We start from the raw sequence: 20,297 nt of genomic DNA on the forward strand, positions 1-20,297 counted from the left end.
TGTTATTTCACGCGGTTGTATTCGTTCTGGCCGGCCTGCGCACGGGTCTTGAGCTGCTGCTCCCAGGCGGCTTTGTCGCCGGCTTTCCAGCCTGGGGCATTGAAGGCATTGCTGGTGCCCTGGTATGCGGCCGTGTCGCTTTTGACGCCGGCAGCGGTCTGGGGCTTTTCGCCGCAAGCGGCAAGCGCCAGGATGGCAGCGGTGAGCAGTGCAAGACGCATCATGATTTAACTCCATTCACGGGAGGCTGACCAGCTTGTCTGGAACCGTAGGCCGTTCCCCAGCCCCACACTTCGGCGCCCTTGCCGCGCTGCACGACACGGGTGCGGAAGATGTCGGCAACCACATCGCCATCGCCGGCGAGCAGCGCCTTGGTCGAGCACTGCTCGGCGCAGGCCGGCAGCTTGCCTTCGGCCAGCCGGTTGCGACCGTATTTTTCAAATTCGGCCTGGCTGCCGCTGGCCTCGGGACCGCCGGCGCAGAAGGTGCACTTGTCCATCTTGCCGCGCACGCCGAACGTACCCTGGGACGGGAACTGGGGCGCGCCGAACGGACAGGCGTAAGAGCAATAGCCGCAACCGATGCAGACATCCTTGTCGTGCAGCACCACACCCTCGTCGGTGCGGTAGAAACAGTTGACGGGACACACAGCCATGCAGGGCGCATCGCTGCAATGCATGCAGGCCACCGAAATGGACTTCTCGCCGGGAACACCGTCGTTGAGCGTCACCACACGGCGCCGGTTGACGCCCCATGGGACTTCGTTTTCGTTCTTGCAGGCAGTAACGCAACCGTTGCACTCAATGCAGCGCTCGGCGTCACAGACAAATTTCATGCGTGCCATGGTATTTCCTTATGCCTTCTCGACGTTGCAGACCGTCGTCTTGGTTTCCTGCATCATCGTCACGCTGTCGTAACCGTAGGTGGTCGCCGTATTGACCGCCTCGCCGCGCACCACAGGGGCGGCGCCCTTGGGGTAGTAGGCCAGCATGTCGGCGCCCTGCCAGCGTCCCGAAAAGTGGAAAGGCAGGAACACCGTGTCGGGTCCCACACGCTCCGTCACCAGCGCCTGGACATTCAGGCGGGCACCCGTCGGTGTGCTGACCCAGGCGCGTTCGCCGTTGCGTATGCCCTTCTCGGCAGCCACCTTGGGATTGATCTCGATGAACATTTCCTGCTGCAACTCGGCCAGCCAGGGGTTGGAGCGGGTTTCCTCGCCGCCACCTTCGTACTCGACCAGACGGCCCGAGGTCATGATCAGCGGGTATTTTTCATGCACCTTGTCGGCGATGTTTTTCTGCTGGATGGTTTTGTAAAGCGTCGGCAGGCGCCAGAAGGCCTTCTTGTCATCATGCGTCGGGTACTTGGCCATGAGGTCGGGCCGGTTGCCGTACAGCGGTTCGCGGTGTTGCGGAATCGCATCGGGGAAATTCCAGACCACCGCGCGTGCCTTGGCATTGCCGAAAGGGTGGCAGCCGTGGCCCTGCATGAACACCCGGATCAGTCCACCCGAAGAGTCGGTCTTCCAGTTCTTGCCTTCAGCCGCGGCCTTCTCCGGTTCGGTCAGTTCATCCCACCAGCCGAGCTTCTTGAGCAGCAGATGGTCGAGTTCCGGGTAGCCGGTCTGGATGTCGGCGCCCTTGGAGTGCGAACCGTCTTCGGCGAGCAGGTTCTTCCCTTCGCGCTCGACACCAAAATTGGCGCGGAAGTTGCCGCCGCCGTCCATCACGTGTTTGGAGGTGTCGTAGAGGTTGGGGGAACCGGGGTGTTTCATTTCCGGGGTTCCGAAACAGGGCCATGGCAGACCGAAATAATCCCCTGTCGTGTCGTAGCCCGTTTCCTTGTCCTTGCCGCCTTTGGACTTCAGTGTTTTGACGTCGAACAGGTGCATGTTGCGCATGTGGGCCTTCAGGCGCTCCGGGCTTTGCCCGGTGTAGCCGATGGTCCAGACACATTTGTTGATCTCGCGCAGGATGTCTTCCGGCACGGGCTCGTCCATGCCCTTGACCTTCTGCATCTTGTAGTTCTTCGACAGCTCCTTGGCGAAGCCCAGTTTTTCGGCCAGCTGGTGCATGATCATGTGGTCGCTGCGGCTTTCCCACAGCGGCTCAATGACTTTTTCGCGCCACTGCAGCGAGCGGTTGGATGCCGTCACGGAACCGCTGGTCTCGAACTGGGTCGCAGCCGGCAGCAAATAGACGGCGCGATTGGGATTGAGGTCTTCGGCCTGGCCCGGCATGGCCGCCATGGCGGCTGTGGCCGATGGATAGGGATCGATGACCACCAGCAGATCGAGCTTGTCCATGGCGCGTTTCATCTCCAGGCCGCGGGTCTGGGAGTTGGGCGCATGGCCCCAGAACACCACGCCACGAAGGTTGGAGTCCTGGTCGATGAATTCGTTTTTCTCCATCACGCCGTCGATCCAGCGCGACACCGTGATGCCGGGCTTGCCCATCATGGCGGGCGAGGCATAACGCCCCTTGATCCAGTCGAAGTCCACGCCCCAGGTCTTGGCGAAGTGTTTCCAGGAACCTTCGGCCAGACCGTAATAACCCGGCAGCGAATCCGGATTGGGGCCGACGTCGGTCGCACCCTGCACGTTGTCATGGCCGCGGAAAATATTGGTGCCACCGCCGGAGACGCCGACGTTGCCGAGGGCCAGCTGCAGGATGCAGGAGGCGCGAACCATGGCATTGCCGATGGTATGCTGGGTCTGCCCCATGCACCAGACGATGGTGGACGGCCGGTTCTTGGCCATCATCTCTGCGGCCATGTAGACGCGCGCCTCGGGCACGCCGCAGGCTTCCTCGACCTTGTCCGGCGTCCACTTCGCGAGCACGTCTTCCTTGACCTTGTCCATGCCGTAGACACGGTCGTTGATGTACTTGGTGTCTTCCCAGCCGTTCTTGAAGATGTGATACAGCATGCCGAACAGAAACGGAATGTCCGAGCCAGAGCGGATGCGGATGTACTCGTCGGCCTTGGCGGCCGTGCGCGTGAAACGCGGGTCCACCACAACCATCTTGCAGCCGGTTTCCTTGGAGTGCAGCATGTGCAGCAAGCTGACCGGGTGGGCTTCGGCGGCGTTGGAGCCGATGTACAACGCGCACTTGCTGTTTTGCATGTCGTTGTACGAATTGGTCATGGCGCCGTAGCCCCATGTGTTGGCCACGCCGGCCACCGTGGTGGAATGGCAGATGCGCGCCTGGTGGTCGCAGTTGTTGCTGCCCCAGAAACTCACGAACTTGCGCATCAGGTAGGCCTGCTCGTTGTTGTGCTTGGACGATCCGACCCAATACACCGAATCAGGGCCGCTGGCCTTGCGCAACTCCAGCATTCTTGCGCTGATCTCGTTGAGTGCGGTGTCCCAGCCGATGCGCTCGTACTTGCCGTTGACCAGCTTCATTGGGTAGCGCAGGCGGTATTCGCCATGGCCGTGTTCACGCAGCGCAGCACCTTTGGCGCAATGGGCGCCGAGGTTGATCGGAGAATCGAACACCGGTTCCTGCCGGACCCAGACGCCGTTTTGAACGACAGCATCGACGGCACAACCCACCGAGCAATGGGTGCAGACCGTGCGCTTGACCTCGATCTTCCCGCTGCCGTCCCCGGCGCCGGGCGTCGCAGCCCCGGCTTTTTTGACCAGCGTCAGCTGGGTCGCCGCCAGACCGACGCCGACCCCCAGGCCCGAGCGGCGCAGGAAAGCGCGGCGGTCCATGGTGGGCAGAGCTTTCGACAGTCCGCGCGACAGGCTTTGTACAAAACGTGCAGATCCGGCGCGCTGCGCCGTATCGCCGTGAACACTGTGAATTTTTTTCGTGAGCAGCATGGAGCTCTCCGTAAGAGGGGAAACGGGAAAAACTAGATACGCGCGGTCTGGTAGTAGCGCTTGACGTGATCCGACAGGCTGTAGCCGCCGCCTTTTTCCGGCGCAGGCTTGGGTTCCTGGAGGGCGGCCTCGGGCGCTTGCATCCCGGGCAGGGCGACCGCCACGGCGGCAACAGCACCGGTGGCAGCGGCGCCGAAGAAGAAGCCCCGGCGCGAGGGTTTTGGCTGGCTGTCCTGCATAGTAGTCTCCAAGGAAGCTTGCTGTTATGAACTGGTTTGCATACTTACTGACCCGCCTACTTTACGTCAGACCTGCGCATGCGACAACGGTCAGGCCAAGCCAAATGCAATACCTAGGGGAAAACGATAGGGTAACTTGGTTTTTACCCCGACGACTCTAATCAAAAGAAATGTCGCATTTTGAGAAAAGCTGCTGTGCGGGGAAGGTGCACCGCGCCTGGCATCGACCCTGCCTGCTCAGGCCAGCATGTCAAAGCCCTGGGTTTCAACGCTGAGAAAGGTGTGTGTGAATCCAGCCAGGCTGCGGTAGAAATCGGCCTTCGGGTGCGCACTGACCGCATCGCACAGGGTCCTTGCCCAGGGCTGCAGATGACATGCGAAAAACTCGCGCTGGCGCGTCAGGTTGGCGACCGCCACATCGTCCCCCGCAATCAGGTACCGCATGACCTCGCACAGGTAGGCGATATGGTCTTCGGTCTCGGGCATGGTTTCGTCGCGCGCCAGGCCTAGCGCTTGCAGATCGGTGCGCAGCGCCGCCAACGGCTTCTCGTTGAGGAAACCGCTGAGGTAATGGGATCCGAACAGGTAGACCTCGGGCTTGCCGACGCCGCCAAACAGCGCCTCGTACTCCCGGGCAATCTCCCCGTCCGACAACCTGCGGGCGGCGCCAACCAGTTCAGCCCACGAGGCCTCCAGCAAGGCACCGGCCGCAGGTGCTTCGGTCACGGCCACCCGCAGGTTGCCCAGCAGGGCGGCCGGTGGTGGCGCGTAATACAGCGCGGCCAGCAGTCCATAAATTTCAGCGCGGGCGGTTTCTTCGTCCAGCGTGGACGCTACGAGTTGGGCGGGTTGGGTCATGGGATTTAGCGAATGTCCGTGATCTTGATTTCGTTGTCGGCAGAATAGATGTCAATCACGCGGCAGTCGCTGCACATTTTCAGGCGTTCGGCAGCCGCCCCCTGGAACATTGCATGGCCGGCCAGCTTGCCCAGCATGGACTCGATCGCCTTGAGGGTGCCGAACGGTTTGCTGCAGCGTATGCACTGGTAGGGCTGGCTCTCGTTGAGCACACGCGCCTCCTTGCGCTGGGGCGTGAGCAGCAGGCGCGGCTGCAGGGTGATGGCGTTTTCCGGACAGGTCGTCGCGCACAGGCCGCACTGCACGCAGTTTTTCTCGATGAATTTGAGCTGTGGCAGCTCCGGGTTGTCCTGCAGTGCGCTGGCCGGACAGGCGCTGACGCAGCTCAGACACAAGGTGCAGGCATCCTTGTTGATGGACAGCGTGCCCAGCGGCGAGCCGGCGGCCGGCAACGCAATCGCCTCGGGCCTGGCCGTGGCCTGCGTCATCAGGTGATCCAGCGCCAGCTCCAGGGTGGCACGCTTGTCGGCCTGCACGGCAAAGCCGGCCGCCTGGGCCACGCCCTGCGCTGGCGCCGCCTGCAACTGGGCGTCGAGTGCCGCCAGATCGCGTGCGTCCCTGGCTTCGAGGATGCGGAAGTGTTCCCCCTGGTAACCGAGGCCGCCCAGGATGGCCTGCGCCACGTCCATCTGCGCGCGCACGGCCTCACGGTACTGCGGCGCTTCCTCGTCCGTCATCAGCACCCACACCTGGGAAGCGCCGTGGGCGATGGCCGAGAGCCACAACTCCAGGCCCACCGACACGGTGTGCCACAAGGCCAGCGGCAAGACGCGCGCCGGCACGCCATGCGTGGCCGGATCGAGCCGCGCCAGGCGGCCCAGGTCAGCCAATAGCCGCGTGCCCGCTTCCTGGCTGTGCAGCAACAGGGCCGCCTGCTTGCCGCCGGTACGCGCATAGGTGCCCAGCAGGGTCTTGATCTTCGCCCCCTGCTCCCCGGGACGCGGGTAGGCAAAGGTCAAAGCGCCGCTCGGGCAAACCGTGGTGCAGGCACCGCAACCCACACACAGATTGGGATTCACAACAATTTGCTGCCGATCCCGCTGGCTGCTGATCGCCGAGGCCGAGCACACGTCGATACAGGCCGTGCAGCCGGTCTTTTCGTTGCGGCTGTGGGCGCAGAGTTTTTGTTTGTAGTTGAAGAACCTGGGCTTTTCGAACTCGCCGACGAGTGAACGCAACTTCAACAGGGTGCGGCTGTCCTGGCCATCCCAGCGAAAATACCCCTGGGGCAAGGCGTGTTGCGTGAAGGCCGGGGTGGCACGCAGGTCCAGCACCAGATCGAATTTTTCACTCAAGGCCTCGGGGGCGCGGCCGAAATCAATCGCCCCGGCCACACCGCAAGCCTTGACGCAGGCCCGGTGCGACTTGCACAGGGCGTCGTCGATCTGGTAGTCGAAACCAATGGCGCCTTCGGGGCAAACCGCCAGACAGGCGTTGCAGCGCGTGCACAGGTCGAGGTCAATCGCGTTGTTGCGCTGCCAATGGAGCTCGAAAGCCCCCAGCCAGCCGGTCAGGCGCTGGATCTTCCCGGCCAGCACCGGGTAGCGCCGCTCCTGCAGACCACCGTCGCGGCCCGTCCCCAGACTGAACAGCGTGACGTCCAGCGCGTCCGACAGCAAGCCGGCGGCGCGTTCAGCCGCATCGAGCTCACCGATGATGAGCACGCGACCCGCACTTTTGTAGGTCACGGTCGCCACGGGTTCGGCATCCGGCAGGTGGGCGACCGCGAGCAGGGCCGCAATTTTCGGGCTGGCCTGGGCGGCGTCCCGGCTCCAGCCGCCGGTCTCGCGGATGTTGACGAACTTGATAACCGAGGTGGCGCCTTCGGTCTGCTGCGCCAGTTCCGCAAAAAGCCGGGTCTCCTGGGTGCAGGCGACCACCACATCGTCGCCGGACTGGACCGCTTTCTGGAAGGCGCCCGCTTCGCGGCGGCACAGCGCCGAATGCAGGGTCAGTTTTTCATCAAGTGCCGTGCCCAGCGTCTGGGGCTGGAGCGGCATGGTCTGGTTGCAGTCGCAAATCAGTGTGGGCATGGTTTTCTTGGCTGGCGCCGGAGCCAGGCTGCGGCTCGGGTTGGCTGGAATGTTCTGGAAAAATGGCCGGACCGGGTAGGTCCGGACCTTCATGGGACTGTGCCACGGTTTCATCCGTGGGGTTATTCGCAGTTTCCCGTGGTGCAGTGGCCGGTGCCGCCTTCCCGCCCTCTTTCTCGTCCTTTTCTTCATCCTCAAACAGATTGAGAAACTTGGCGCTCGCCATCTGCCGGAGCATGGACTCGGGAATGGGATCGGACTTGGAATAATCGTCGATGTAAATGTCCAGGCCGTCCATCACATTGAAGTGCGGGTCGGCAAACAGCTTTTTCATCGCGGCATTGCGCACCTCGGGCCCGACATCACCGGCCATGAAAGGCTTGAAATCGGAATCCCTGGTCAGCAGCTTTGCGTCCTCCAGCGTCAGCAGTTTTTTTTCGGGTGACGCGGCGGCATCGGCCGGGGCCGACACCGGTGCCGCAGGCGCTGGCGCAGGCACTCCCGTCCGGGCGACGTCTTGAGCCGCAGGCGGCGTTGCGGCAGGCGCCGGTTCGTCCAGGGGCTTGCCCTGCAGGGCGTCCGTCTTGCGCCGCGCCCACCGGCCCAGGAATCCAGGGGTTTCGTCAGCCATGGCCACCCCCGCCGAACTTCTTGTCCGTGCTCACGCGCGCGGGGTTGCCAAATCGGTCCTGCAGCGGCTTGAAGCTTTGCGGGCGCTGGCGGCGCTTGGCCTCCAGCACGTAATGGGCATCGACAAACGCCTGCATCCACTCGACCACATCGCGCGGCGCTGCCACCTGTTCCACGGTTTCCTGCGCATCCAGCCAGCGCCCGGCGTCGTGGTAACTCAGGGTCACGGTCTGCGGCACGGCCACCGGCTCGTCGGCCAGCGCCGCCTCTTCCTCCATGCGCCAGACCACCCAGAAGCAGGGCTGGGGCGTGGTGACGTTGAGGTAATAACCTTCGGCGTCGTCGGTGAACAGCTCCACCTTGAAACCGGGATGCAGCCAGCGCTCTTCCTGCTCGTCCTTGAGCAGCAGGCGCGGCTGCGTGCCAAAACTTTCCTCGTGCGGCACGATGTCGGCCAGCGACCAGCGCCAGGGCTGCCAGCGGTTGTCGATGTGCTCGCGGCGCATGACCACGGCCACCGCCACACAGGGTCGGCGAATGGCCGCATCGGCACCGGGAAGTTGCAGGACAAATTCAGACATACCCGCAGTGTACGGCTGTCTTCATGCGCATTTGCGGCACAACTCTTTTGCCACCCACGGTCTGGAAGGTTAAAGGCCTGCGGCAGCACCGGGCCCGTAACCCGCCGCCCCTGCGAGCTGCCCGCCACGGTGAATCGCGACAGCGCAGTACTTGAATTCCGGAATTTTTGCGTACGGGTCCAGCGCAGCGTTGGTCATCAGGTTGGCCGCGGCTTCGTGATAGGCAAACGGGATGAACACCGCGCCCGGCGGCGTGCCGTCATCGCGCCGCACATGAAGGGCCACCGCCCCGCGCCGCGACTGCACGGTCACCACATCGCCCGGCGCCAGCCCCAGCGCCAGCAGGTCGGCGCCGCACAGCGAGGCCATGGCCATGGGTTCGATGGCATCGAGCACGACGGTGCGTCGCGTCATGCTGCCGGTGTGCCAGTGCTCGAGCTGCCGCCCCGTGATGAGCACAAACGGGTAGTCGGCATCGGGCCGTTCATTGGCGGGAATGATGTCGGCCGGTACCAGGTGCACGCGCCCGTCTTCGGTGGCAAAGTGGTCGATGAACACGGTGGGTGCGCCGGGGTCGTCTGCGCTCAGGCAGGGATAGGTCACGCTGGACTCGCGCTGCAGCCGCTCCCAGCTGATGCCCGCAATCGCGGTGTGCATGGCCTGGCGCATCTCCTCATAGACTGCGGCCACGCCATCATGCGCACCTGCGTAATTCCAGTTCAGCCCCATGCGGCTGGCGAGTTGCTGGATGATCCACAGATCGGGTCGTGCATCACCGGGCGCCTCGACCGCCTGCTTGCCCATCTGCACCATGCGGTCGGTGTTGGTGACGGTGCCGGTCTTTTCAGGCCAGGCGGTGGCCGGCAACACCACATCGGCCAGCCAGGCGGTCTCGGTCATGAAGATGTCCTGCACCACCAGGTGCGACAGGCTGGCCAGCGCATGGCGCGCGTGGTTCAGGTCGGGGTCGCTCATGGCCGGGTTTTCGCCCATGATGTACATGCCGCGCACCTTGTGCGGGTCGCTCTCGGGCGCCAGCGCCTTGTGCATGATTTCAACGACGGTGTAACCGGGTGTCTCGTCGAGTTTCGTGTTCCAGAAATTCTCGAACCACTGATGCGCGGCCGCGTTGTCCACACGCTGGTAGTTGGGGAACATCATGGGGATCAGGCCGGCATCGCTGGCACCCTGCACATTGTTCTGGCCGCGCAGCGGGTGCAGGCCGGAGCCGGGCTTGCCGATCTGCCCGGTCACGGTGGCCAGAGCGATCAGGCAACGCGCGTTGTCGGTGCCGTGGACGTGCTGGCTGATGCCCATGCCCCACAGAATCATGGCGGCTTTGGCCTTCGCAAATGCACGGGCGACCTCACGCAGGGTCGCAGCCGGAATCCCGCAAACCGGTGCCATGGCCTCGGGGCTGTAGTCCTTGACGTTTTCCCGGAGCGCTTCGTAATTGCTGGCGCGCCTGTCGATGAAGTCCTGGTCTACCAGGCCCTCCTCAATCACCGTGTGGATCAGTGCATTGAGCATGGCCACGTCGGTGTCGGCCTTGAACTGCAGCGTGCGCCAGGCGTACCTGCCGATATCGGTGACACGCGGATCGGCCAGCACGATTCTGGCGCCCTTCTGCGCGGCATTTTTCATCCAGGTGGCGGCCACGGGATGGTTGGCCGAGGGGTTGGAGCCGATCACAAATATCAGGTCCGAATGTGCAACATCATTGACCTGGTTGCTTACCGCCCCCGAGCCGACGCCTTCAAGCAGCGCCGCCACGCTGGACGCGTGGCACAGGCGCGTGCAGTGGTCCACGTTGTTGGAGCCGAAGCCGGTGCGCACCAGTTTCTGGAACAGGTAAGCCTCTTCATTGCTGCCTTTGGCGGAACCAAAGCCCGCCAGCGATTTTTTGCCGTAGGTGTCACGCAGGTGCCTGAGCGGGCCGGCTGCCAGCGCCAGGGCCTCTTCCCAGCTCGCTTCGCGAAAAACGTCCGACCAGTCCGCCGTGTGGCGGTTCAGATGCTGCAAGGCGGCCGGATCCTTGGGGACACCGGCCTTGCGGATCAGGGGTTTGGTCAGGCGCTGGGGGCTGTGCGCGTAGTCGAAACCAAAGCGCCCCTTGACGCACAGCCGCGACTGGTTGGCCGGACCGTCGCGACCATCAACGCTGACAATTTTGTTGTCTTTCACCTTGTAGGTCACCAGGCAGCCGACGCCGCAGAAGGGACACACCGAGTCGACTTTTTTATCGATAACCTGGGAGCCCACCAGGGTCTTGGGCATCAGGGCGCCGGTCGGGCAGGCCTGCACACATTCGCCGCAGGCCACGCAGCTGCTGTCGCCCATGGGGTCGGCCAGGTCGAAGGCGATTTCGCTGTGCGCGCCGCGCAGGGCATAAGCAATCACGTCGTTGACCTGCTCCTCGCGGCAGGCGGTCACGCAACGCTTGCACTGGATGCAGGCGTCAAGGTTCACGGCCATGGCCGGGTGCGACACATCGGCGGCGGGCTGGGCGCGGCGCAGCGCCTTCAGTTCGGGACGCACGGAAACACCCATGCGCGCGGCCCACTCGCTGAGTTCGCCGTGCTGCAGTGATTCATCGGTCTCATCCCATTTGTAGCCGGCGTCGGGCATGTCGGAGAGCAACATCTCCAGCACCATCTTCTGGCTCTTGACTGCGCGTTCGCTGTTGGCCTGCACCTCCATGCCGGCCGTGACGTTTCGGCAGCAACTGGGGGCCAACGTGCGCTCGCCCTTGATCTCGACCACGCAGGCACGGCAGTTGCCGTCGGCGCGGTAGCCGTCCTTGTAGCAAAGATGGGGAATGCAGACGCCGCTGCGCGCGGCAGCTTGCAAAATGGATTCGCCCTCGCAAGCTTCGACGGACTTGCCGTCAAGCAGAAAGGGGATGACCCGGGGCGAGATCTCAACGGTCTTGGCTGGCGCATTCATGTCAGGCGACTTCGTGTGCAAAGTATTTCTGGACACAGCGCACCGGATTGGGCGCCGCCTGACCAAGTCCGCAAATGGACGCATCGGTCATCACCACGTTCAGGTCTTCCAGCGTGGCGTTGTCCCACACGGGAGCCTCCATCAACTTCGCCGCCTTGACCGTGCCGACGCGGCAAGGCGTGCACTGGCCACAGCTTTCGTGGGCGAAGAAACGCATCATGTTGAGTGCTGCATCACGGGCCTTGTCCTGGTGGCCCAGCACGATGACTGCCGCCGAGCCGATGAAGCCGCCGTGCGGCTGCAAGGTGTCGAAGTCGAGCGGCAGGTTGGCATGACTGGCCGGGAAAATGCCGCCTGAGGCGCCACCCGGAAGGTAGGCATAAAGTGTGTGGCCATCCTGCATGCCGCCGCAGTACTCGTCGATCAGCTCCTGCACCGTGATGCCGGCCGGCGCCAGCTTGACGCCCGGGTTTTTCACGCGCCCGCTGACGCTGAAAGAGCGCAGTCCCTTGCGGCCGCGGCGGCCGAAGCCGCTGAACCACTGCGGGCCTTTTTCCACGATGTCGCTCACCCAGTACAGGGTTTCGAAGTTGTGCTCCAGCGTGGGCCGGCCGAACAGCCCGACCTCGGCGATGTAGGGCGGGCGCAGGCGCGGCTCGCCGCGTTTGCCTTCGATGCTTTCGATCATGGCCGACTCTTCGCCGCAGATATAGGCGCCCGCACCGCGCCGCAACTCGATCAGGGGAAGCGGACACGGCGGATCGGCCAGCAGTTTGGCCAGCTCGGCGTGCAGCATGGTGCGGCAGTCGTGGTACTCGTCGCGCAGATAGATGTAGCAGGCCTCGATGCCCACCACCTGCGCCGCGATCAGCACGCCTTCCAGGAAACGGTGCGGATCACGTTCCAGCCAAGTGCGGTCCTTGAACGTGCCGGGCTCGCCCTCGTCGATGTTGACCGCCATCATGCGCGGGCCGGGCTGGCCCTGCACGATGCGCCACTTGCGACCCGCCGGAAAACCCGCGCCGCCCAGGCCGCGCAGGCCGGAGTTTTCCATCGCGGCAAGCACCGCCCCGGCGTCTTCTTCCCCGTTGACCAGCGCCGCCGCAAGCGCGTAACCACCGTGGGAACGGTAGGTGTCGTAGTCCGTGAAGGCCGGCAGTACCTCGTCGGCCGAACCCGGGACACTTTTTTCCGCGTGCTCAGACGCTACAAAATTAATAGCTGCTCGCGCTTTCCCCTTCTGGGCTGGGGGCCAATTTGCCATCAAAACCACGGCCTCGGCCGTGGCCAGCGGCAGCGCCTGCTGGTGCACCAGAACGGCCGGCGCCTGCTCGCAACGGCCCAGGCAGGGCGCGGCGATCACACGCACCTCCTGCCCCAGCAGCGCGGGCAGGCGCGCCAGCAGGTCCTGCGCACCGGCCAGCGCGCAGGACAGCCCGTCACACACACGAACCGTGAGCCCGGGCGCCTGGGCGTCGCCCTTGACGATCTCGAAGTGGTGATAAAAACTCGCGACCTCGTACACCTCGGCCATGGGGATGTTCATCTCCCGGGCCAGCGCCACCATGTGCCGATCGTGCAGGCAGCGCCAGGCGTCGTTGAGTTTGTGCAGGTTTTCGATCAGAAGGTCGCGCCGGTGACCGCCTTCGGGCCGCCCGCCAATCAGCGCGCGAACCTCGGCCAGAGAAACCTCGTCGGCCTGGCGGCCCTTGAGTTTGCTTTTGCGGCGGATGCGCTCGCGCATGTCGTCCAGCGTGGCCAGGGCCACGGCGGGAACAGGAACAGGAAGGACCGGGAAAGCGTTCATGACGCACTGTCGCTCCTGGGCCCGCCCGCGTCAAATTGAATTCATGTATGCGCTGATTCAGGATCTGAATGCAGCGTCCCGCTGTGCTGCGCCGCATGACGCAGCCACGCCCCATCCTGGGCCAGCACCAGCGCGGCCTGCAGCGCCCGCGAGGGGCTGGCCTTGGCCAGCGTGAAGAAACCGACGGGTGTCGTCAGCTCGGGCTGGACCAGCGGCAGGGCTTCGAGTTCGGCATAACTGCGGACCGCGCCCACCAGCGCGCCCGGCAACACGCTGCAGACCTCGCCGGCGACCACGCTGAGGGCCAGCGCCAGGATCGAGTTGGTCTCCATGACCGGCTTGACCGCCAGCCCCAGGCCGGCAAAGGCGCCGTCCACGATGCTGCGGTTGTGCATCTCGGGCGTCAGCAGACACAGCGGCAGCTGCGCCGCTTCACGCCAGCCCATGGCCGGGCCCACACGCAGCCCGCTGCCCGGCCGACCAGGCGCCACCGCGCGGCGCACCAGGAAGTAGTGTTCGGTGTACTGCGGCAACAGCTCGAAACGGCTGGCGCGCTGGTTCAGGCGTTCGACAAACCCAAAACCCAGGTCCAGCGACAGGTTCTCCAGGCCGAGTTCAATTTCCTGCGAGCTCAGCGACCGCACCACGGGTGCGATGCCCGGGTAACGCTGCCGGAGCCGGGCCGCAAAACGCGTTGCCACCGGCACGGCCGTCGGCACCACGCCCAGCTGCAACGCACCCTGCGGCTGGCTGGCACTGCTGCGCAGCTCCTGCTGCAGCAGTTCGTGTTCGTGCAGCATGCGTTGCGCCGTGGCCAACACGCGTTCGCCTTCCGGGGTGAGGCCGGCGTAGGTGCGGCCGCGCTTGACGATGGCGATGCCGAACTCTTTTTCCAGCGCCCGCAGGGCGTTGGACAGGGCCGGCTGGGTGATGCCGCAGGACTGGGCGGCACGCGCGTAATGCCGGTGCTCGCTGAGGGCCACCAGATAACGCAGCGAAGCAAGCATGTTCATGGTTGGCCCCCGGCGCCCGGGAAGATCAGGTGTTTTTCGAGATCGTGATCGTCGGGAACTTGGCCGAAAAGTCTTTCGCCTTCGCGGCAATCGTGATGGCCACCTGGCGCGCCACCGCCTTGTAGATGCCGGCGACTTCGCCGTCCGGGTCGGCCACCACGGTCGGCCGCCCGTTGTCGGCCTGCAGGCGGATCTGCATGTCCAGCGGCAACGCGCCGAGGTAACTCATGCCATAGTCGGCCGCCATCTTCTTGCCGCCGTCCTGGCCAAAGATGTGCTCGACGTGGCCGCACTTGCTGCAGATATGCACCGCCATGTTTTCGACGATCCCCAGGATGGGCACGCCGACCTTCTCGAACATCTTGATGCCCTTTTTGGCGTCGAGCAGCGCGATGTCCTGCGGCGTGGTGACAATCACCGCACCGGTCATGGGCACGCGCTGCGAGAGAGTGAGCTGGATGTCGCCGGTGCCGGGCGGCATGTCGACGATGAGGTAGTCCAGGTCCTTCCAGTTGGTCTGGCGCAGCAACTGCTCCAGCGCCTGCGTCGCCATCGGGCCGCGCCAGATCATGGCTTCGTCCTGCGCGACCAGGAACCCAATCGACATCACCTGGATGCCGTAGTTTTCCATCGGCTCCATGTTCTTGCCGTCCACGCTTTCGGGCCGGCCCTCGATGCCCATCATCATGGGCTGGCTGGGGCCGTAGATGTCGGCGTCGAGCAGGCCGACGCTGGCGCCTTCCGCGGCCAGGGCCAGCGCGAGGTTGACGGCGGTGGTGCTTTTGCCCACGCCGCCCTTGCCGGAGGCAACGGCCACGATGTTTTTCACATTGGGCAGCAGCTGCACGCCGCGCTGCACACTGTGGCTGGCGATCTTGAAACCGACATTGACCGACACGTTGGTGACGCCCGCCACGCCCTTGGCGGCGGTAATCAGCAGCTTGCGGATGCCGGCGAGCTGGCTTTTGGCCGGGTAACCCAGTTCCACATCAAAGGACACGTCGCCGCCGGCGATCTGCAAGTTTTTAAGCGCCTTGGTGCTGACAAAATCCTTGCCGGTGTTGGGGTCAAGCACGCCTTGCAGGGCGTTCAAAATTGCCTGTTGTTCTACAGCCATCTGGGGAATCTCCGATTGAATCTGGGGTGACAAGCCGGCCGCACCGGGGCGCGCCGCGCGGCAGCGGGTTGGGCTGAAGTCTAAGCCAATGCCGGGGCAGGTGCAGGCAGGCCGGCGATGACCTGACAACCCGGCCATGCGTGCGGGTTTCGCCAGAGCGCAGTATTGATCTGCCTCAATGCGTGCCCTGGACACAGGCGGAGAATGATTTGCCTTGAGGATGCAGGGATGGCATGCCCCGTCCCGGCATCCGGCATCCGGCCAGCGGCCCCTTGTGCGGTCCGCGCGTTTTGACACCTTGTGGAGGATTTCATGTCCACGATCCCGCTCAATCTGGAAACCGACACGGTGGTCCTGCCGCCGCCGGCCCTGCCGCCTGCTGCCACGCTGGCGCAGGCACTGGAGAAACGCCACAGTTCGCGCGCCTTCCTGCCGGACACCCTGCCCCTGGAAACGCTGTCGGCGTTGCTGTGGGCCGGCTTTGGCATCAACCGGCAGGGCAGCGCCCACCGCACTGCACCGTCGGCCCGCAACTGGCAGGAGATCGACGTCTACGCGGTGCTGCCCGAAGGTGCTTACCGATACGACGCCGTGTCCCATCAGTTGCTGCTGGTCAAGGCCGAGGACCTGCGCGGCGCCACCGGCACGCAGGACTTCGTGGCCACCGCGCCGCTGAATCTGGTCTATGTGGCGGACTTCAACCGCATGCACGACGCCAGCGCCGAGGAGCGCCATTTTCTTGCCGGCGCCGACGCCGGCTGCATCGCCCAGAATATCTACCTGTTTTGCGCTGCCGCCGGTCTGGCGACGGTGGTTCGCGGCCTGATTGACCGGGGCCGGCTGGCGGCGGCCCTGGGCTTGTCACCCACCCAGCGCATCGCCCTGGCGCAAAGCGTCGGGTCCCCGGCGGCGCCATGAGACCCGCCCGCCAGGCCTGCCGGACCTGATGGGCCCAACCGGGGGAACATCCATGAAACTGAGTTCAAGTGCTTTTGCGCCGCATGACGAGATACCGCGGCGCCACACCTACGAAGGCGAAGACAGCGCCCCGCCGCTGCACTGGGACGGGGTCCCGACGGCCGCGCGCAGCCTGGCGTTGATCGTGGACGATCCCGATGCACCCGACCCGGCTGCACCGCAGCAGACCTGGGTGCACTGGGTGCTGATCGACCTGCCGCCGGACAGCACCGATTTGCCGGCGGGCGGCCAGCCGTTGCCGGCCGGTGCGCGCGCAGGCCTCAACGACGGGCACCGAGCGGACTACGGCGGCCCTTGCCCGCCCGTAGGCCGGCACCGCTACTTCTTCAAGCTCTACGCCCTGGATACATCGTTGCCCACGCTCCATCAACCAACCAAGGCGGCGGTCGAACGGGCCATGCATGGCCATGTGCTGGCCAGCGCGGAACTCATGGGCACCTACCAGAAGACCCGCGCCTGAGCGCAACTCACGGCGTGCCGATGGCCTGATCCGTCAAAGCATCCCCGGAGGATGCGCCCCAGCGGGTCGCGTCAAAAGCCTTCAGGAAGCGGTCCAGGTCCTGCGCAGGCAGGCGGTCGATGCCTGCCGCCCCGGCCCGGCCGGCGCCACCGAAACGGCGGCACAGCTCCCTCGCGCCCCCCGCGGCGGACAGCGGCGCACGCACGCTGACAACATAGGCATCGCCGCGCACCGCCTTGAGCACGGCATGCGCCTGCTCCGGCTCGGCACGGGCGAGTTCATTGGCCAGGCAGCCGATCACGCGCCGGCTCCAGCCGGCATCCGGCAGCAGAATGGCACTGGCACGGCCGTTCCGCCGGTATGGCGGCACGTCTGCCGCCCGGTGCAGGTCATCGCGGCGCAGGGTATCGAGCTGCTGCGCTATCGACTCGTGCTGCAGCAGATCGAGCGGATCGCGGTAACGCAGCAGCGTCTCGTAAAGGCGCGCCGGCGCCATGAAAACATCGCTCTCCTCCTCACCGTAGGCGTTGTAATTGATGGCCTCGCCGAGCATGCGCAGCCGGTCACGGTCCTGGATTGTCATGCCCGTCTGCGCCGCGAGCGCATCGGCCACGCCGGTCAGGTTGTCGCCATAGGCCCCCACCAGCGCCCAGGACCGGTGGGCACCGCCGAGGTGGCGGTCCATCAGCAAGCTGGTGCAGGTCCGGCTGTCGAGGTCAATGTGGATTTCCAGGTTCGGATGGTCCGGCACGTCGGGCGGCGCGTGGTGATCGAAGTAGCGCACCCGCGCGCCCGCGGCAAGCAGGCGCAGCAGGGCCGCCCGGTTGCGCTGCAGCGACACGTCGCACACCAGCACCTCGTCGCCCGGCCCGGCCTGCACCCGGTCCAGCAGCGCGATATCGCGCTTGAGCCCGGTGACCAGCACAGCCGGTGCCGGCGTCTGCAGCCGCCACTGCAGCACGGCGCACAGGCCGTCGGCGTCACCGTTGCAGACGTCGATGTGCCGCCCCGCGGCCGGCCCCACGGTCACTCGCCTTCCGGGTGGGGCGGGGACGGGCCTTCGGCGGGCTCGCCGGTTTCGGGGTCCAGCCATTCGCCGATGCCGATCTCGCGTTCAGCCTCCTGCAGGCTGAGGGTTGGCTCCAGCTCGCCGCCGTCGGCGGCATCCAGGTCCTGCTGCGCCTGCTCCAGCGTCTCGAACGGGCCGAATTCCTGTTTGCCGTCCTGCGCCAACCAGTGGTAGCCGTCCGGTCGGGCCACGATCCGGCCCGGTTCCTCAGCGGGGTCGGTGGGTTCGGACAGCTCTTCGGGCACATCCTTGCCGTGCCGGGCGTCTGCCGGGATAGTTGCCTTGCGTGTCATTTGTACTCCTTCCATGGCGACAGTGGTCAACTTGCCCGCACGTGGTATCGGTATCGGCAAGCCCCGTTTTTTGCAGTGTCTCCCCATGCCGGCAAACCAGCCGTGATGTTGATCAACACCCCTGCAAAAGGCAGGGTTGCCCAAATGCGGCGGCAGGCAGGCGGCACCCCCGCGACTCGCCGCATGGTGCGGGCAAGCGTGGGCGCTGCGGACGCAGCAAGGCCGTCCGACTTAAAATCACCGGTTAGCCTCAGCCAGCTCAAGCAGCTCACCAAAGCACCACCATGTCCCAGCGCCGCCTTTTCGTCACCACCGCCCTGCCCTACGCCAATGGCAATTTCCACATCGGCCACATCATGGAGTACATCCAGGCCGACATCTGGGTGCGGTTCCAGAGGATGCAGGGCCATGCGGTGAATTTTGTCGGCGCCGACGACGCCCATGGCGCGCCCATCATGATTGCGGCCGAAAAAGCCGGCAAGACACCGCAGCAGTTCGTGGCCGACATCGCCGCAGGTCGCAAGCCCTACCTGGACGGCTTTCACATCAGCTTTGACAACTGGCATTCGACCGACGCACCGGAAAACCACCAGTTGGCCCAGCAGATTTACCGGGACCTCAAGAAGGCCGGCCTGATTTCGACCAAGACCATCGAGCAGTTCTTCGATATCGAAAAGAACATGTTCCTGCCCGACCGCTTCATCAAGGGCCAGTGCCCCAAGTGCGGCGCTAAAGACCAGTACGGCGACAACTGCGAGGTCTGCGGCGCCGTGTATGCACCGACCGACCTGATCAACCCGTTCTCGGCCCTCTCAGGCGTCACGCCGGTGCTGAAAAGTTCGGAACACTTCTTCTTCAAGCTGTCCGACCCGCGCTGCGTGGATTTTCTGGAAACATGGACACAGGACGGCAGGTTGCAGCCTGAAGTGGCCAACAAGGTCAAGGAGTGGTTCAGCGTGCGCGAAAACGCTGACGGCACCAAAAGTGAAGGTCTGGGCGACTGGGACATCAGCCGTGACGCACCCTACTTCGGTATCGAGATCCCCGACGCACCGGGCAAGTATTTTTATGTGTGGCTGGACGCGCCGGTGGGCTACCTGGCCTCGCTGAAAAACCTGCTGGACAAGCGCGGCGAGGACTACGAGGCCTACATGGCCGACCCGCGGCTCGAGCAGTACCACTTCATCGGCAAGGACATCGTCACCTTCCACACCCTGTTCTGGCCGGCCATGCTCAAGTTCAGCGGCCGCAAGACGCCTGACAAGGTGTTCGTGCACGGCTTTCTCACCGTCAACAACGGCGAGAAGATGAGCAAAAGCCGCGGCACCGGGTTGGACCCGCTCAAGTACCTGAGCCTGGGCATGAACCCCGAGTGGCTGCGTTATTACCTGGCCGCCAAGCTCAATGCGAAAAACGAGGACATCGACTTCAATGCCGATGACTTCATGGCGCGGGTCAACAGCGATCTGGTAGGCAAATACATCAACATCGCCAGCCGCGCGGCCGGATTCATTGCCAAGCGCTTCGCCGGCCGGCTGGGGGATATCTCCGCCGACGGGAATGCGCTGCTGTCTGTGCTGCGCGCCCAGAGCGACACCATCACGCAGCTGTATGAATTCCGTGAATTCGCCAAGGCCCTGCGTGAAGTCATGCTGCTGGCCGACCGCGTCAATGCCTATGTGGACCAGAACAAACCCTGGGAACTGGCCAAGCAGGCCGCTATGGACGGGCGGCTGCATGATGTGTGCACGGTCTGCATCGAGGCGTTCCGCCTGCTGACCATTTACCTCAAGCCGGTGCTGCCGGCCCTGGGCGCGGAGGTGGAACACTTCCTGAAAACCGGGCCGCTCTGCTTTGCCGATGCCGATGCCGATGCCAGCCTGGGCAGCGGCCACGCGATCGGTGACTACAAACACCTGCTGCAACGCGTGGACATCAAGCAACTCGATGCCTTGTTTGAGGCTCCAGCTCAGGAAGCGCCTGCGCCAACAGCTATCGAAAAAATAGCACCCGGCGGCGAGGACATTGCCCCCGCCATCACCATTGACGACTTCAGCAAGATCGACCTGCGTATCGCCAAAATCGTCAATTGCGAGGCCGTGGAAGGCTCGACCAAGCTGCTGCGGCTGACGCTGGATGTGGGCGAAGGAGCCCTGCGCAACGTCTTCAGCGGCATCGCCTCCAGCTACAAGCCGGAAGACCTGATCGGCAAACACACGGTGATGGTGGCCAACCTGGCGCCGCGCAAGATGAAGTTCGGCATCAGCGAAGGCATGGTGCTGGCCGCCAGCCATGGCGACGAAAAAGCCCAGCCCGGTATTTATGTGCTGGAATCCGGAGCCGGTGCCACACCCGGCATGCGCGTCCGCTAAACCCGGACCCGG

The 20,297-nt window shown here is 64.5% G+C and carries 17 protein-coding genes; 3 read left to right on the forward strand and 14 right to left on the reverse strand.

Translation table 11 applies throughout. The features are described 5' to 3' along the window. Positions 1–2 precede the first annotated feature (2 nt). The 12 genes from PSV40_RS01765 to apbC form a co-directional block, all read right to left on the reverse strand. On the reverse strand, positions 3–224 hold the full coding sequence (locus PSV40_RS01765) for a hypothetical protein (protein ID WP_300533471.1): 222 nt from the start codon (positions 222–224) through the stop codon (positions 3–5). Then, positions 221–844 (reverse strand): formate dehydrogenase FDH3 subunit beta, encoded by a 624-nt coding sequence (gene fdh3B, locus PSV40_RS01770; protein WP_300533473.1) that lies wholly within the window; start codon positions 842–844, stop codon positions 221–223. The genes PSV40_RS01765 and fdh3B overlap by 4 nt, the downstream gene beginning before the upstream one ends. 9 nt (positions 845–853) lie before the next feature. Beyond that, entirely contained in the window at positions 854–3,829 is a 2,976-nt protein-coding gene (locus tag PSV40_RS01775) for a formate dehydrogenase subunit alpha (protein WP_300533474.1), read from the reverse strand. Positions 3,830–3,861: 32 nt separating this feature from the next. Beyond that, entirely contained in the window at positions 3,862–4,068 is a 207-nt protein-coding gene (locus PSV40_RS01780; protein WP_300533475.1) for a formate dehydrogenase, read from the reverse strand. A gap of 237 nt (positions 4,069–4,305) precedes the next feature. Then, complete coding sequence (locus PSV40_RS01785) at positions 4,306–4,926, reverse strand: molecular chaperone TorD family protein (protein WP_300533477.1); 621 nt, start codon at positions 4,924–4,926, stop codon at positions 4,306–4,308. Positions 4,927–4,931: 5 nt separating this feature from the next. Continuing rightward, on the reverse strand, positions 4,932–7,019 hold the full coding sequence (locus tag PSV40_RS01790; RefSeq protein WP_300533479.1) for a 4Fe-4S binding protein: 2,088 nt from the start codon (positions 7,017–7,019) through the stop codon (positions 4,932–4,934). Further along, a complete protein-coding gene (locus PSV40_RS01795) occupies positions 6,949–7,650 on the reverse strand; it encodes a DUF3306 domain-containing protein (protein WP_300533481.1) in 702 nt (233 codons plus the stop codon). Before PSV40_RS01795 ends, PSV40_RS01790 begins: the two co-directional genes overlap by 71 nt. Then, positions 7,643–8,230 carry a DUF3305 domain-containing protein gene (locus PSV40_RS01800; RefSeq protein WP_300533483.1) on the reverse strand — a complete coding sequence of 196 codons (588 nt, stop codon included), beginning with the start codon at positions 8,228–8,230 and terminating at the stop codon, positions 7,643–7,645. The genes PSV40_RS01795 and PSV40_RS01800 overlap by 8 nt, the downstream gene beginning before the upstream one ends. A 69-nt stretch (positions 8,231–8,299) precedes the next feature. Then, positions 8,300–11,176, reverse strand: coding sequence for a formate dehydrogenase subunit alpha (gene fdhF / locus PSV40_RS01805; RefSeq protein ID WP_300533485.1), 2,877 nt, complete (start codon positions 11,174–11,176; stop codon positions 8,300–8,302). Position 11,177: 1 nt separating this feature from the next. Beyond that, positions 11,178–12,983 carry an NADH-ubiquinone oxidoreductase-F iron-sulfur binding region domain-containing protein gene (locus tag PSV40_RS01810; protein ID WP_300533486.1) on the reverse strand — a complete coding sequence of 602 codons (1,806 nt, stop codon included), beginning with the start codon at positions 12,981–12,983 and terminating at the stop codon, positions 11,178–11,180. A gap of 41 nt (positions 12,984–13,024) precedes the next feature. Beyond that, positions 13,025–13,996 (reverse strand): LysR substrate-binding domain-containing protein, encoded by a 972-nt coding sequence (locus PSV40_RS01815; RefSeq protein ID WP_300533488.1) that lies wholly within the window; start codon positions 13,994–13,996, stop codon positions 13,025–13,027. Positions 13,997–14,021: 25 nt separating this feature from the next. Continuing rightward, positions 14,022–15,113, reverse strand: a complete 1,092-nt coding sequence (gene apbC / locus PSV40_RS01820) for an iron-sulfur cluster carrier protein ApbC (RefSeq protein WP_300533490.1) — start codon at positions 15,111–15,113, stop codon at positions 14,022–14,024. Between the two features lie 312 nt (positions 15,114–15,425). Between apbC and PSV40_RS01825 the strand changes: the two genes are divergently transcribed. Both PSV40_RS01825 and PSV40_RS01830 read left to right on the forward strand, forming a co-directional pair. After that, a complete protein-coding gene (locus PSV40_RS01825) occupies positions 15,426–16,031 on the forward strand; it encodes a nitroreductase family protein (RefSeq protein ID WP_300533492.1) in 606 nt (201 codons plus the stop codon). 52 nt (positions 16,032–16,083) lie between these two features. Beyond that, positions 16,084–16,551 carry a YbhB/YbcL family Raf kinase inhibitor-like protein gene (locus PSV40_RS01830; RefSeq protein ID WP_300533493.1) on the forward strand — a complete coding sequence of 156 codons (468 nt, stop codon included), beginning with the start codon at positions 16,084–16,086 and terminating at the stop codon, positions 16,549–16,551. A gap of 7 nt (positions 16,552–16,558) precedes the next feature. Here the strand turns inward: PSV40_RS01830 and PSV40_RS01835 are convergent, their stop codons facing one another. Together PSV40_RS01835 and PSV40_RS01840 are read right to left on the reverse strand one after the other, a co-directional pair. Continuing rightward, complete coding sequence (locus PSV40_RS01835) at positions 16,559–17,575, reverse strand: hypothetical protein (RefSeq protein ID WP_300533495.1); 1,017 nt, start codon at positions 17,573–17,575, stop codon at positions 16,559–16,561. A gap of 2 nt (positions 17,576–17,577) precedes the next feature. Then, positions 17,578–17,913 (reverse strand): hypothetical protein, encoded by a 336-nt coding sequence (locus PSV40_RS01840; protein WP_300533497.1) that lies wholly within the window; start codon positions 17,911–17,913, stop codon positions 17,578–17,580. Between the two features lie 284 nt (positions 17,914–18,197). On the opposite strand from PSV40_RS01840, the gene metG reads away from it, so the two are divergent. Continuing rightward, entirely contained in the window at positions 18,198–20,285 is a 2,088-nt protein-coding gene (gene metG, locus PSV40_RS01845; RefSeq protein ID WP_300533499.1) for a methionine--tRNA ligase, read from the forward strand. The last annotated feature ends 12 nt before the right edge of the window (positions 20,286–20,297 follow it).

The sequence above is a fragment of the Polaromonas sp. genome (assembly GCF_029945925.1).
Classification (GTDB): Bacteria; Pseudomonadota; Gammaproteobacteria; order Burkholderiales; family Burkholderiaceae_C; genus Polaromonas.